Origin of the sequence: Pedobacter psychrodurus, from assembly GCF_004331735.1 — a bacterium.
In the GTDB taxonomy this organism is placed as follows: Bacteria; Bacteroidota; Bacteroidia; order Sphingobacteriales; family Sphingobacteriaceae; genus Pedobacter; species Pedobacter psychrodurus.
This window is the reverse complement of the sequence record NZ_SJSO01000003.1, coordinates 192,199-205,380: the sequence shown is the minus strand read 5'-3', so window position 1 is coordinate 205,380 and position 13,182 is coordinate 192,199. Positions and strand designations below refer to the sequence as shown.

The window sequence follows — 13,182 nt, the reverse complement described above, 5'->3', positions numbered from 1 at the left end:
ATCTAAGCAAGGGTTTGAGAGAATTTACGGATATATTGAGCGTCGCCACTATCACTTTTCTTTTCCAATAGATTGATTTTATCAAAATACTGGATAATGTGGTCGCGTGAGATGCTGTCCAACAGCACTCCCCTGGCCTGGAAACCTGCCCATAGATCCTTTAAGCGGATTTTTTCATTGCTGCCTACGCAAAGCCTCGTAAGGAGTAAAACATATTCCTGTCCAAGGGCCAGTGAATTTCCCCACTTCCCCCTTGGTTTGGTAAAATTAATTTTTGTAAACTCCCATAGCCACTCCTGATAGGCCAGCTTTGCGCGTCCCCTGGAACTTTCTTCAAACTGGTATTCGATCATCTGATAGAGTAACCTGATCTTTGCAAGGATTGGATTTTGTTCGGCCGATGGGATAGTTTCTCTAAAGTTATCCCAGTTAACGTCCTGTTTTCCGAAGCGGTAAAGTTCAATAACTTCATCGATACAGACCATTAAATTATCCTGTTCCTGGGCATCCAGATGTAAAACAATCTCTTTAATCTCGCGGTATGCTACAGGCTGCTCTGCGAATCCATCTATATAATTTATTAATTCCAAAACAATAACGTGAGAAAAGAGCGGAGAAATATTTGCTTCAAAAAGATCCCATCCAAACTTCAATGATGCGCGCGCGCCCTGGAGTTTTTCCCATTTTACTGAAAAGTAAAGCGGAGCAGGCTCCTCACCAAAAAACATGTTAAGGCGCAGTGCCAGTTCACTTGTGTATTTAAAAAAGTAAAACTTGATCAGCTGATGGAACTGATCAACAAAAAGGTCTTTATCACTGATGAGTGTATGGAGATCATTTTTAAACTGTTTTCTCAAGTCGGATGAAGCCTGATAATAAGGTTCCAGATTGTTTATTCCTGGTTCAGGCTTTTTGATACAGGAGAGAATAAGTTTATAGAAAAGATTTTCTGGATCGCTGTCGGTAAGCTTCTTAAGGCTGGCGCGATCATCTTCGTCAAAATATATCGCAATAATAAATTTGGCAATATCGTTGAGGGTTTTATTAACGTTTCCATTACGGACATATGGATAGATCTGGGTATCAAATAAAACAAGTTGTCCCTTTTCGTTGAAGGCCATTTTTTCTATCAGCTCCTTAAGATCCGGGTTATCCTTTGCGTTCGCTTTCTCACAGACATCATTAATGAAAGTTGTTTTGTCGAAAATATTGCTTTGGTTTAGCTGGAGGCATTCCCTAAAACATGCCCCTGCAATACCCCTAAAATCTTTTAGATCATCAGTTACAAGTTTAATATCCTTTCGGTTCGCGACAAAAGGAAACAGCCTGATACTGTTACCGGGCGAATGGCTCAGCTTATCGCCATTGAACATATTTTTAACCAATAAATCCTTATTTAATCTGAATCTCATTCTATTTCAATAAATTTAAAATGCTCAAAACCTGGTGTGTACTGGAGACTGAATTTTTTCCGGATCTCTCCAGTAAATTCCTGAATGGTGAGTTCCTTAGTCTGTGAACGGTATTTGGTGAGCCGTTCGACAAACTGACTAAACTTCAGATGAACGCTTTTATCAATTCTGTTGGGTCTGTAACCCTTATTGATATTTCTGATCAGCCGATAGAGATTATAATCGATTTCTAGCTCCGAATATCCCTCTGGAGAAATCTTAAATCCGACCAAGAGGTATTCGCAGAATTTTTGCATCTCCTGTGAGGTGGATTTTCCAATATCTACAGGTGATGGGTCCAACTCCATTTTTTGGCTGATTTTATATGCGCTTTGCTTTTTGCCGATATTTAGATTGATATGATCCTGGGCAGCGGTACCGTTCCAGTGGTATACAGCATATTTCACCTGTTCATAAAGAGGTAAAAGTTTGATGAAATCACCAAGGTTAAACCAGTATAAATTATGGAGAAAATCCCTAAAATAATCATCGTTCACGCCACCTCCAAGATCCGATTTCAACAGAAAATGTAAGCGAAGGAACAAAGGAAGCTTTTGTTTAATATCCATTAAAGGGATCAACTGAGAGAAGATACCATCTTCCGGGATCAGGTTATACTGAAGAAAATAATTGACTGGAGATGAACTTGTACCCAGTTTGATCATCAACATTTCCAATCCTTCATTACTGGTACTCACAGGCTCATGGGCCCTGATGGATTTTAAGATAAATGATGTGCTGCTGCTATCAAATAATAAACTGGGAAGACTATGATCGTAAAACTCCGTGACAAAGGCTCTTAAGCCTGTTCGATCGGTAATTTCTTCAAGGGACAAACTTGAGAATGTGGGAGAAACAATAAGATCATAAATCCAGTTCATCAACAGTCTTACCGAAACGATCAATTTATCGGACAGTACAATCTTTACGAGCAACTCACCCAGACTTTGCTGAACCACGGGAGAAGAAAGAAGATCATAGTTATATTTTATCGGGCATTGATCAGTATGCGGATGGTTTTGATAATATTCAAGGTATGCCGAATAAAATGGGTTTGCAGCATCTTTTGCGGTAATTCTTTGAATGATGGATGTAAGTACCTGACATTCCATGCCGGAAACTTTCAAAACAAAAATATGATAATCAGTCAGATTTAAGGCTTGAAAGGCCGTGTCTTTATAAGGCTCATCGAAACGCACCTTCCGCTCAATAAGCTGGTTTTTAACGATATAATCACGCAATCGAACAAAATCCAACTTGGTTTCTTCCAGAAAATTCGTCAGCGTACCAAGATTGATTGCTATAATGGTTTTAACGGCAGAAGCAGGGCTTTCAAGGGCTGAATCTGTATAAGGCAGGAAGACTTCATCCAAATTTTCAAGATAGGTTTTGTCTGGAGAGAGGCTTTCTGTAGCGTCATTATAAACATTAAACTCAGCCATGCATTGCGGATGATCTTCCCACATTTTGGCCATCAGGTGTGATTTACCATCACCAACATTGCCCATTAAAAAGATAAGTTGAGATCCTTCTGCCTGCTGAGCTGCTAAGAGCTGATTGACTAGATCTTTCTCCACATTTCTTTCAATATGCAGATATTTCTTAAGGTCACTTAGCGAATCCTCCTCCCCGTCTACAATAGCGTCTTTTGAGGATAACTTTAGCGTGTCCAGATATTGTTTAAAATTCATAAAGCATTTTATTTGAAAATGAAATTTTGAGACTAATCGTCTTCAAAGCCTTCTTCAAAAAAATCTTTCAATGAAACATCCATACCTTTAAGAATTTTACATAAGGTGAGAAACTTTAGATTGTCTCCAGTTTCATAACGTCCATATTGGGTACGTGAGATCCCATGCTCATTAGCAAAATGCTCATAATTGGTATATCCCTTTTGTAATCTGAGTTTTTTGAGGCGTTTACCTAACTGAGCAATCAGTTCTTGTTCTTCATTTGTCTGATTTTTCATTTAAGAAATTTTCGTAAACAAATGTTGTGATTAAGAACTGTTTTAAGTACCGCTCTAGAACGGTACTTATTAAAATAGATACCTCATCAAGGTATCCTTTTTATCCATTGACCAAACAATGAAATCATCAGAAAGATAAGTTCAAATATTTTAGCCACAATATAGTATCAATAGATCCTGCCGATATATTTTTCGATTTATCTATAATATGGCGATAGTCTTTTGCCAGTCGTAATTTACGTTTGGATATGTGTCAGTACGACTATTGCTCCAAACCTTTGCAGGGACAGAGTTTCGCAAAAAAATTCCTATTTTTGAGCAAACAGAATTTACCATCAGGCATTTCAGAACTAATATTATAAATGAAGCTTAAATCAGTCAGGTTAGAGAATGTTGGGCGATTTTCGGATCTAGAAATCATCTTAGCTCCCAGGCCAGAACATCCATTCAACAATACTGTAATCATTTGAAACAATGGTGCAGGAAAATCAACGATTTTAGAGGCAATAGCATTAGGAATTAGCTGTATAGGCCTGCCCTGTAATGATCTGACCATGTAATAGCCCTGATATTACCTGATCAAAAGTTCAAAATACCGCAGGGCATTTTGACGGTGTTCTGGTTCTGTATTATTGATTGCAGATTTAAACTTTTCACGGTATTCACGCAAGAGCGCCATTTTGAGCATTCTGCCATTGATAACAAGCAGGCCCTCATGCTCATCAACCTTGACCAGCTCGGTCAGTGAATCATCTAAAAAAACACCCAAAGAGCGGTAGGTATGGCTAAAGGAATTTCTGAGCCCCTTGCGAAATATATCGGCATAAGTCAAAAGTCCCTGAGCGAAATCAATCCCGGCTGGATTGGGATAGTTTCTTTTCAGGTTATAGTTGGTTCTGAAAACCGCAGAGGTCTGTTGCTCCAAAATGGGATCGAGCCACTTATAAACCTGCAAGGTCTTATCTGCCACCGTTTTCCCTTTATCATCAAAGCCAAGCATTACCTGGCCCAATACTTCCAGACCTATGCAGCTCATAACCGAGATGTTGAAATCATGTCTGGACCGCTTAAATCCATTCAGATAATATCTCTCTAAACGGATCTGTAGTTTTCTGAGTTTCTCATTGTCATCGTTTAGCGTTCTCGCCTGTAAAAAAGTGAAGCCCTGACTGTCATCACCATGAAAGATGACATCATCCGGATAGTGAAAAAATTCTTCCATATAATCACACAATGTACAAAAAATCAAGGCTTTTAAAATTAAGCTTAGAAAATTCCATAATTATATTAAAATATCATAAAAATTGATGTAACACAAGGGGGGCGAAATGCTAAAAACAAAACATCTGTGGTTGGAATGATCAAACTTAGTGGAAAGATTAAAACCTTTGTTGTAAATGATACTAATTCTGCAAGGCAATTTTAATCCTTTATTTTGAGCATGTAATAGCTTAGACAAATTTGTTAAGAACTATAAACGGAATTAAAAGATAGCATTCATAAGCAATTTACGATGACTTACAGAAAATGGTAGTCAATGTTAACAGAAATACCGAGTATTTGGACTTCTGAATTCTTATCATAGAGACTCAGCGATATTGAAGTTATAACTGCTAAGGTATAGAGATATCTCGAAATGAGACAATCTCATCTATAATCACAGCAAATAACATATTTAAATACCATTTTCACTTCAAGGCAAACTTGTCGATGTAAATTTATTTAATATATACTTCAGCAAAATAACATTTCCTTCAGAAAGAAATTGAATAATAATTGTATCATCGGATTTCTATACAATATAATACTTTTAAAACAACTTGATCGACTTCCTATGTTAAATTGAAATATAGATTTTTGAACAACGTATTTACTTATCCGCTAGGTTGATTTATCCTTATTAAAAAGGTATTGGATTACAATAACAAAGAAGCCGAGTACATTGATCGTAGTAGTTCCTAATAAAGCAATTAGAACGGAATCAGAGAGTTTTAATTTTGCTAAGCCGACAGCAACAAGTATGGTTATAACACTAATCAACCAACCGGTGGTAATAAGGAAAATTCTGTGTGAATATCTTTTTCTTGCTGATACATTTTGAGTAAAATTTAGGAGGGTAATATCGTCAAACCTATTTTTATACGTATCTTCTTCGCTAGCTCGGGTTTCCGGATCAGGCGTTGCCGAAGTTCCAGCAAGATCATCACGTAGGTTTTCTGTGATATTATCTGGCATATTTATTTCTTTCCTAAAAATTTCATAAAGTAGTTTTTCATTTCATTGTTGGGAATAACAGCAAGCTTCTGATCTTTTGCTGTTGTCCATGGAGAGTCTTCTTTATGCGTCCAATTAGATAACTGTATCCCATCAACATCCTTTCCGACCACCCAAGCGTCGTCTATAGCCTTCTTCGCCGTTTCTGATAGTTTTGAGCGATACACCAAGTTTTCAAATGGATTTACCGAGATCCGCGTACTTCCAAACATCTTATAATTCTGGTAAACGGAATGTATCACTGGCCCATAATCCCATGTTTCTACTGGCTCATTTATCAACGGACCTTCATTTAGTGCCAGGTGGATACCATTTGCAATATATATCAGTTTTTGAAGTTTCATGTGTGTTAGATAAGCTTTATCTTTTATCGCTTTCTCGATGAATGCTGAAGCTATCTGATTTGCAGGGTACATATATTCCTTTCTTTATTGAGGTGTGGTTTTAAGGCAACACTTATTTCAAAGATAATTGTTTTAACTAGCGACATAAGGCAACAAAGTTGTTACGCTACCGATCAAAATCGATCTTAGAAAAATATATTTAGATTTTTTTTACTAATTAGAGTATTATCTAATTTTAAGTTTTCCATCCTTTTTGTCTTGGTCATATTTCCTTTGAGCTTCTTCCGCTTTTGAAGGTCCATCTGGCCATTTTTTTGTTGGGATCAAAAGGTCCTGAAGATTTGACTTTGTCAACTCGGCAATTTTGTAAAGATTTCCTGGCTTTGGTTGAATTTCGTTATTGCACCACCTCGAAACTGTTTCAGGATTTACTCCCATTAGTTCCGCCAACACTTTGTTATCAATACCCTTATCCTTTAATACAGCCGCAATTCTATATATCTGTCTATCGTCTTTACTCATTTGATTATAGTATAACCAAATATAATTATTTTAATTGCTTGCTAATCAAGTATTTATAAATTCCTATTAGATCATTTAAATAACTTATTAGAATAATTAATTGATTTAATAAATCATTTTAATTATATTTGAGATGACATTATTATTATTGTCATTGATTTAATAAATCATATAATTGATTTTATATGATATGATTTTATAATTTTGCGTTTACTTCATAGAAATTATTGAAGCATTCGCTTCGGGTCTTGTTCTGGAAACTAGCACTTTTAAAAGAACACAAGATAAGAAGCCGGAATGCCCATGCTTAAGGCGTGGGCTCCCTTCTTATTCGTGTTCAGGGCGTGCTAGCCCTCCAGAACGATAAGTTGGGAACCACGCCTTTTGAATGGATCTCAAGTGACTCGTAAACCATATGAGCAATGAGAAAACAATTAATCAAGCGAACATCAAACCTCCTCCTATCCAACATAGGAGATTCGCACATTGATGTCTTTTCTATCCTCGACTTTCAGGTGCTCATGCACCTCTCTTTATCCTCCTGCCCCTTTGACCGGCTCTTCGCCCTCAAACCCAAGAACCCCGTATAGCAACTGAAAAGCCTGCCTCAACTTCAAAACAGGTTCTTAATAATGATATAGGCAGGCTTTTCATCAACCTTGACCAATATAAACCATCACGCTCAAAACCCGTCCCACATGGAAAACCCAGTTTCCAACCTTCTCGTCCTGGTGATCTGCGCCCCCGAATGATACCAATTCAGGAACGGACCATTATGCCTTGTCCATAAAAAGACAAAACCATAAACCCCGCTTCCCTCTCCACAGACTGGTAAACAACCAGAATTTTCCTATCATCCAAACTAATAAACACATGAAAAAAACAACAATATTCATCGTGCTGGCCACGCTTTGTCTCATCTCAAAGCTCAATGCACAGATTCCAATACGATTGACCGGGCAGCTCCACTCCGGTAACGGAAAGCCATTGAGCGGCGCAACCCTAGTCATTACCGATACCAAACTCAGCACCACGACCGACGAACTTGGAAACTTCATTTTCCCGACAGCCCCACCAAAAGGAACAATAAGCGTAAGCTATACCGGCTATATATCCCAGACAATAAGCTTCAACCAAGAAAACCGCAACCTAAAAATCATCCTTAACAGTAAAGAAAACTCACTTGAAGACATACAGATCAACGCAGGATACTACAGCGTAAAAGATAAAGAGCGCACCGGAACCATTGCAAAAGTAAACGCCGCAACAATAGCAAACCAACCAGTCTCCAACCCACTTGCCGCGCTACAGGGCAGAGTGGCGGGCCTGGTCATCACCCAGCGCAACGGCCTTCCGGGATCAGACTTCAATGTACAGCTCCGGGGCCGCAGCTCCATCCAGTCCGGCACATCGCCGCTATACCTGATCAACGGCGTGCCCTTCCCTTCCGAAACCGTCGCCCAGGTCAGCACCATTTTTGCCAACAGCCCACTGAACACCATCAACCCCGCAGACATCGAATCCATAGAAGTGCTGAAAGACGCCGATGCCACCGCGATTTACGGCTCCCGGGGTGCAAACGGCGTAATTCTGATCACCACAAAAAAAGGAAAAGCAGGAAGCACAAAAGCCGAACTGAACCTCTCTGCCGGCGCAGGACAGATCACACGTGGCATAGAAATGATGGATACCCGAGAATACCTGCAGATGCGGCGCGAAGCCTTTGCAAATGACAAAATCACCCCAACAATCGCCAACGCACCCGACCTTCTGGCATGGGACACAAACCGTGACCAGAACTTCCCTAACCTCCTCACCGGAGGCACCGCACACACCCAGAACGCCCAACTCAGGCTATCAGGCGGAAGCCCATTGACCTCCTACGCCCTCAGCGCAAACTACTATAAAGAAACCACCGTTTTCCCCGGAGAAACCGGATTAAACAGAAAAGATGCCAACCTGAACATCAACCACCAATCACCCGACAACAGGTTCAGCCTGAACCTATCAGCAGGTTACGGCATTTCAGTAAACACACTTTATTCCAGTGACCTCTCCTCCGCAGTAGCCACCGTACCCAACTCACCATCGCCCTACAGCTTGGAGGGAAAACTCATCTGGAGCGAAAACGGCGTTAATTTCAGCAATCCCCTGGCCATGACATTCGAGCCCAACGACTACCGCACCAACCGTTTCAACGGAAATGCAGTAATGGGCTATCAGTTGTTGAAGAGCCTGAGGCTAAAACTTACAACAGGCTTCAATTCAACCAGCGTGAACCAGTTTACCGCCACACCCATCGCCGCTCAGAACCCCTCCGGTGCCCCCACAGGTTATGCTACCTTTGGAGACAACTTTAACCAGACCTGGACAGCAGAGCCGCAGATCGACTATTCACTCAACCTGAAAAGATATGGAAACCTGAGTATGCTGCTAGGCGGCACCTGGCAGGGAACATTCACCAGGGGAACCCTTGTTCAGGCATCAGGATACACCAACGACCTGCTCATCGGCTCCATGGCCGCCGCCGCAACCAGAACGCCAACCAACAGCTACGCAGATTATCGCTACCAGGCTGTCTTTGCCCGGATAAACTATAACTACGAAAGTAAATACCTGATCAACCTCACCGCAAGGCGCGACGGTTCCTCCAGGTTTGGCCCCGGCAAAAGATTTGCAAATTTCGGTGCCCTGGGCGCAGCATGGGTATTCTCCGAGGAAGAAATTATAAGGGACAAACTTTCCTTTCTCAGCTTTGGAAAGATCCGGGCAAGTTACGGCCTCACCGGGAACGATCAGATCAACAACTACCAGTACCTTGACAGTTATATCCCCTCACTCAGCTACGCCGGCCAGACAGGCCTTTATCCAAACAGGCTGTTCAACGACAGCTACGGTTGGGAATCCAACAAAAAACTGGAAGTCAACCTCGAACTGGGTTTGCTAAAGGACCGCATCCGGATCAGCACAGGATTTTTCAGGAACCTCTCAGGCAACCAGCTGGTATCCTACTCCCTTCCAGGGCAGACCGGATTTTCTTCGATCCTGCAGAACCTTGATGCCCGGATCGAAAACAGGGGACTGGAAATAGAACTCAATACTGTTAACCTAAAAGGAAAGACCTTCACCTGGTCAACTTCTGCCAACCTGACTTTTGCGCGCAACAGGCTGCTGGAATTCCCGGGGCTGGCCGCATCAAGTTACGCTTCCACTTATTTTATCGGAGAAGCATTAAATGTTCTCCAGGGTTATCACTACACAGGCATCAACCAGACCACAGGAGCCTACCAGTTCCAGGACAAAAACGGGGACGGGCAGCTCAACACCCTCGATTATTACCTACTGGGCACCAAGGACCCTAGATTTTATGGCGGCTTTTCCAACACGTTCATGTACAAAGGGTTTTTCCTGGATATCTTCTTTCAGTTTGCAAAACAGAAAGGAACCGATCTGATCTATGGCGCCTCAGGGTTGGTGGGAAGCCGCAACAACGTACCCAAAGCACTGCTGGACCGCTGGTCCCCATCCAATCCGGGAGCAAAATACCAGGCATACTCACAGTCCAATAGCGGGCCGATCAATACTGCAAGACCACTGATCCGCCTATCAGATGCCGCAATCGTCGACGCCTCGTACATCAGGTTAAAAAATGTTGCCTTTTCTTACAGCCTGAGTGAAAAAACCATCAAAAAAACCGGTCTGAGCTCGGCAAAAATTTCCCTGCAGGCGCAGAACCTTTTGACAATTACCCCATATGAGGGCCTTGATCCCGAAAGCCAGAGTCCATCAACACTGCCACCCCTGCGGATGGTAAGCATCGGTCTACAGTTAATCCTTTAAAAAACAGAAATTATGAAATCACAGCACAAAAAACCGCTCCATATCTATTTTGCCCTGTTCACCGGACTAACACTGGCCATGGGATCCTGTAAAAAATTCGTCGAAATCCCTCCCCCCGTTAACCAGCTGACGGCCGCTACCGTTTTTTCAAGCGACGCCACCGCATCCGCCGCAATTGCCGGCATCTACAGCCGCTTGAGCCAGAGCGGATTCATCCAGGCCATTACCCCATATGCCGCAATGTATGCCGATGAAACCGTAAACTATGAACCCGGCAACCAGGGGGAGTTTGCGCTCAGCCAGCTTACCCGCATCAGCTCGCCGGCACTGAACACCAATTTCTGGAACCTGGGCTACCAGTACATCTATTTTGCAAACGCCGCAATCGGCGAATTAAACACCGGTAGCGGAGTCAGCCCAGCATTAAAAGCCAACCTGACCGGAGAGGCAAAATTTATCAGGGCCTACCTATATCTTAACCTGAGCAGCCTTTTTGGCGATGTACCACTCATCACAGACACCCGTTACCAAAGCAACGCCACATTCCCAAGGAGCCCAAAAGCGCAGGTCATGCAGTTTATTATCGAGGATCTTAAGGAAGCTGTAGAACTATTAGGCGAGCAGACCGGAGGTGAAAAGGTGCGTGCCAACCGCTATGCCGCCATGGCGCTCCTGGCAAGGGCCTACCTGTACAATGGAGAATGGGCCCTGGCCCAGCAAAGCGCCAATGCCGTAATAGAAAGTAAAAAGTATACAATGCTTACCGATCCCTCCAAAGTTTTCCTCAAGAACAGCAGTGAGGCCATCCTCCAGCTGTACCCCACCCAGACCAACCAGAACACCCCAGATGGCCTGACATTTTTGCCCGCTACCGCGGCTGAACAGCCAAAATACGTCATCACACCTGCACTGCTCTCCGCCTTTGAACCAGCAGACCTGCGCAAAAGCGCATGGATAGCAAGCCGGATATTCCTGGGCCAGAGCTATGCCTACCCCGCAAAATACAGGGTGATCAACACCTCGGTACTGAGTGAATACCTTATGGTGCTTCGCCTGGCTGAACAGTACCTTATCAGGGGAGAGGCAAGGATCCAGCTTGGAGATATTGAAAACGGCATTGCAGATTTAAATGTAATCCGCAAAAGGGCAAGACCAGCGCCCGCACCGACCTTACCGAACCCAGTCCCAGACCTTTCGGGATCCATTTCCAAAGCCGAGGCCCTGCTTGCAATGGAAAAAGAAAGACAGACTGAGCTGATGTGCGAAATGGGACACAGATGGCTTGACCTTCAGCGCACCGGAAGGGCAGATAAGATATTAAAAGCAGTTAAACCCGATACATGGACCGCAACAGCTATACTCTGGCCCATCCCTGAAGAACAGCTGAGGCTCAATCCATTTTTAGAACAGAACCCAGGTTACAACAAATAACAGTAAGATGAAAAAGATCATAATTTGTGTGTTGCTTGCCATGCTTGCAGGCAGCACCCTTTTTGCCCAACAGAAAAACTATAAGCGCCTGGAAGTCGGCGACACGATTCCCGACCTTAATCTCAGTTACAAACTGAACGGAAAACAGCTGAGCATCAATACCCGTGAACTGCGGGGAAAACTGCTCATACTCGACTTTTGGAACATTTGGTGCAGCGCATGCATATCTGCAATGCCGGAAATGGTAAAACTTGAAAACCGGTTTAAGGAAGACCTGCGTACCTTACTGGTAACAAACAATACCCAACCGCAGATCGATAAACAGTTCAAGGCAATTGCCTCCAGGCCGAACGATGATCATACCGTACCGGGTGTACCTGAGGGCATCGGCTCAATAACCGCTGATACCATCCTCCACCAGCTCTTTCCGCACCGGGCCGTTCCACATCACATTTGGATAGGAAAAGACGGCAAGGTGAAGTTTATAGCCCGCGGAACCGATGCCACAGCCGAAAATGTAAATGCACTCCTACAAGAAAAAAAGATTGATCTGGTACTCAAGAAGGATACAGGCAGCTTTAATTTTAAAGCACCGCTATATCTGGACGGTGGGGGCAGACAACTGAAAAACCTTAAATTTTATTCCATGCTCTATAAGGAGGCAGGTGAATGGCAGAATTCAATGAAAGCCGAAGAGACAGATACGCTGACAAAAACATACAGGTTCAGGTGCATCAATTTCCTACTGCTCAATTTGATCAGGGAATCAACCCTTGCAGGATACAGACAAAAGTTTTATCATGACAACAGACTCGTCCTGGAAGTTAAGGACAGCACCAGGTTTTACCACCCGGTAAACTATGCAGACAATTCACGCTGGCGGACTGAAAACCAGTGGTGTTATGATGTCGCCATTCCGCTCATCAATAAGCCACTGCGTGATGAGCTGATGATGGCCGACCTCAACCGGCTCCTTCCATACCACATAGCCATTGAAAAAAGGAACATCACCTGTCTTGCGATCGTAAAAAGGGGAAAGAAAAAGAAATTTGCAGGCAATGAAACCGATCCCCATGCGATACGTCAAAAAAAAGATAGATCATTCGAGATTGTCAATGGAACGTTTTCTGAGCTGATTGCCCGCGGGCTATCGGCAATTGATTCGGATCAGGCCCTGCCGGTCACAGATGACACAGGATATACTGGAAAAGTAACGCTGCGCCTATCCACCATGTTTAATCTTGAAGTAATCCGTAAAGACCTTCATGGATACGGTCTGGATCTGATTGAGAAAAAAATGGATACAGAGATGCTTGTCATCAGGGACCGTTGACAAAAAAAGCACGCTGAA

Annotated in this window: 10 protein-coding genes; 3 read left to right on the top strand and 7 right to left on the bottom strand. The window is 42.8% G+C overall.

What is annotated here, in order from left to right; genetic code table 11:
* Positions 1-2: 2 nt before the first annotated feature.
* The 7 genes from dptG to EZ456_RS04375 form a co-directional block, all read right to left on the bottom strand.
* Entirely contained in the window at positions 3-1,412 is a 1,410-nt protein-coding gene (gene dptG, locus EZ456_RS04405; RefSeq protein WP_131527688.1) for a DNA phosphorothioation-dependent restriction protein DptG, read from the bottom strand.
* Complete coding sequence (gene dptF, locus EZ456_RS04400; protein WP_131527686.1) at positions 1,409-3,142, bottom strand: DNA phosphorothioation-dependent restriction protein DptF; 1,734 nt, start codon at positions 3,140-3,142, stop codon at positions 1,409-1,411. Before dptF ends, dptG begins: the two co-directional genes overlap by 4 nt.
* A 32-nt stretch (positions 3,143-3,174) precedes the next feature.
* A complete protein-coding gene (locus EZ456_RS04395; protein WP_131527684.1) occupies positions 3,175-3,420 on the bottom strand; it encodes a helix-turn-helix domain-containing protein in 246 nt (81 codons plus the stop codon).
* Positions 3,421-3,991: 571 nt separating this feature from the next.
* The gene (locus tag EZ456_RS04390; protein ID WP_131527682.1) at positions 3,992-4,642 is read right to left on the bottom strand and encodes a hypothetical protein; all 651 of its coding nucleotides are present in this window, start codon (positions 4,640-4,642) and stop codon (positions 3,992-3,994) included.
* A 659-nt stretch (positions 4,643-5,301) separates the two neighbouring features.
* Positions 5,302-5,655: a hypothetical protein gene (locus tag EZ456_RS04385; protein ID WP_131527680.1), complete on the bottom strand. Its 354-nt coding sequence runs from the start codon at positions 5,653-5,655 to the stop codon at positions 5,302-5,304.
* Positions 5,656-5,657: 2 nt separating this feature from the next.
* Positions 5,658-6,038: a Panacea domain-containing protein gene (locus EZ456_RS04380; RefSeq protein ID WP_165501241.1), complete on the bottom strand. Its 381-nt coding sequence runs from the start codon at positions 6,036-6,038 to the stop codon at positions 5,658-5,660.
* A gap of 225 nt (positions 6,039-6,263) precedes the next feature.
* Positions 6,264-6,560 carry a helix-turn-helix transcriptional regulator gene (locus EZ456_RS04375; RefSeq protein ID WP_131527676.1) on the bottom strand — a complete coding sequence of 99 codons (297 nt, stop codon included), beginning with the start codon at positions 6,558-6,560 and terminating at the stop codon, positions 6,264-6,266.
* An 873-nt stretch (positions 6,561-7,433) separates the two neighbouring features.
* Here EZ456_RS04375 and EZ456_RS04370 point away from each other — a divergent pair.
* The 3 genes from EZ456_RS04370 to EZ456_RS04360 are packed head-to-tail and all read left to right on the top strand — an operon-like array spanning position 7,434 to position 13,164.
* The gene (locus tag EZ456_RS04370) at positions 7,434-10,400 is read left to right on the top strand and encodes a SusC/RagA family TonB-linked outer membrane protein (RefSeq protein ID WP_131527674.1); all 2,967 of its coding nucleotides are present in this window, start codon (positions 7,434-7,436) and stop codon (positions 10,398-10,400) included.
* Positions 10,401-10,412: 12 nt separating this feature from the next.
* Positions 10,413-11,831 carry a RagB/SusD family nutrient uptake outer membrane protein gene (locus tag EZ456_RS04365; RefSeq protein ID WP_131527672.1) on the top strand — a complete coding sequence of 473 codons (1,419 nt, stop codon included), beginning with the start codon at positions 10,413-10,415 and terminating at the stop codon, positions 11,829-11,831.
* A gap of 7 nt (positions 11,832-11,838) precedes the next feature.
* A complete protein-coding gene (locus tag EZ456_RS04360; RefSeq protein WP_131527670.1) occupies positions 11,839-13,164 on the top strand; it encodes a TlpA family protein disulfide reductase in 1,326 nt (441 codons plus the stop codon).
* The last annotated feature ends 18 nt before the right edge of the window (positions 13,165-13,182 follow it).

Bases quoted from the DNA above. Each gene is read 5' to 3' on its own strand.
- EZ456_RS04365 (WP_131527672.1), top strand. From the start codon at position 10,413: ATGAAATCACAGCACAAAAAACCGCTCCATATCTATTTTGCCCTGTTC.
- EZ456_RS04380 (WP_165501241.1), bottom strand. From the start codon at position 6,038: ATGAAACTTCAAAAACTGATATATATTGCAAATGGTATCCACCTGGCA.
- EZ456_RS04385 (WP_131527680.1), bottom strand. From the start codon at position 5,655: ATGCCAGATAATATCACAGAAAACCTACGTGATGATCTTGCTGGAACT.
- dptG (WP_131527688.1), bottom strand. From the start codon at position 1,412: ATGAGATTCAGATTAAATAAGGATTTATTGGTTAAAAATATGTTCAAT.
- dptF (WP_131527686.1), bottom strand. From the start codon at position 3,142: ATGAATTTTAAACAATATCTGGACACGCTAAAGTTATCCTCAAAAGAC.
- EZ456_RS04375 (WP_131527676.1), bottom strand. From the start codon at position 6,560: ATGAGTAAAGACGATAGACAGATATATAGAATTGCGGCTGTATTAAAG.
- EZ456_RS04395 (WP_131527684.1), bottom strand. From the start codon at position 3,420: ATGAAAAATCAGACAAATGAAGAACAAGAACTGATTGCTCAGTTAGGT.
- EZ456_RS04390 (WP_131527682.1), bottom strand. From the start codon at position 4,642: ATGGAAGAATTTTTTCACTATCCGGATGATGTCATCTTTCATGGTGAT.
- EZ456_RS04370 (WP_131527674.1), top strand. From the start codon at position 7,434: ATGAAAAAAACAACAATATTCATCGTGCTGGCCACGCTTTGTCTCATC.
- EZ456_RS04360 (WP_131527670.1), top strand. From the start codon at position 11,839: ATGAAAAAGATCATAATTTGTGTGTTGCTTGCCATGCTTGCAGGCAGC.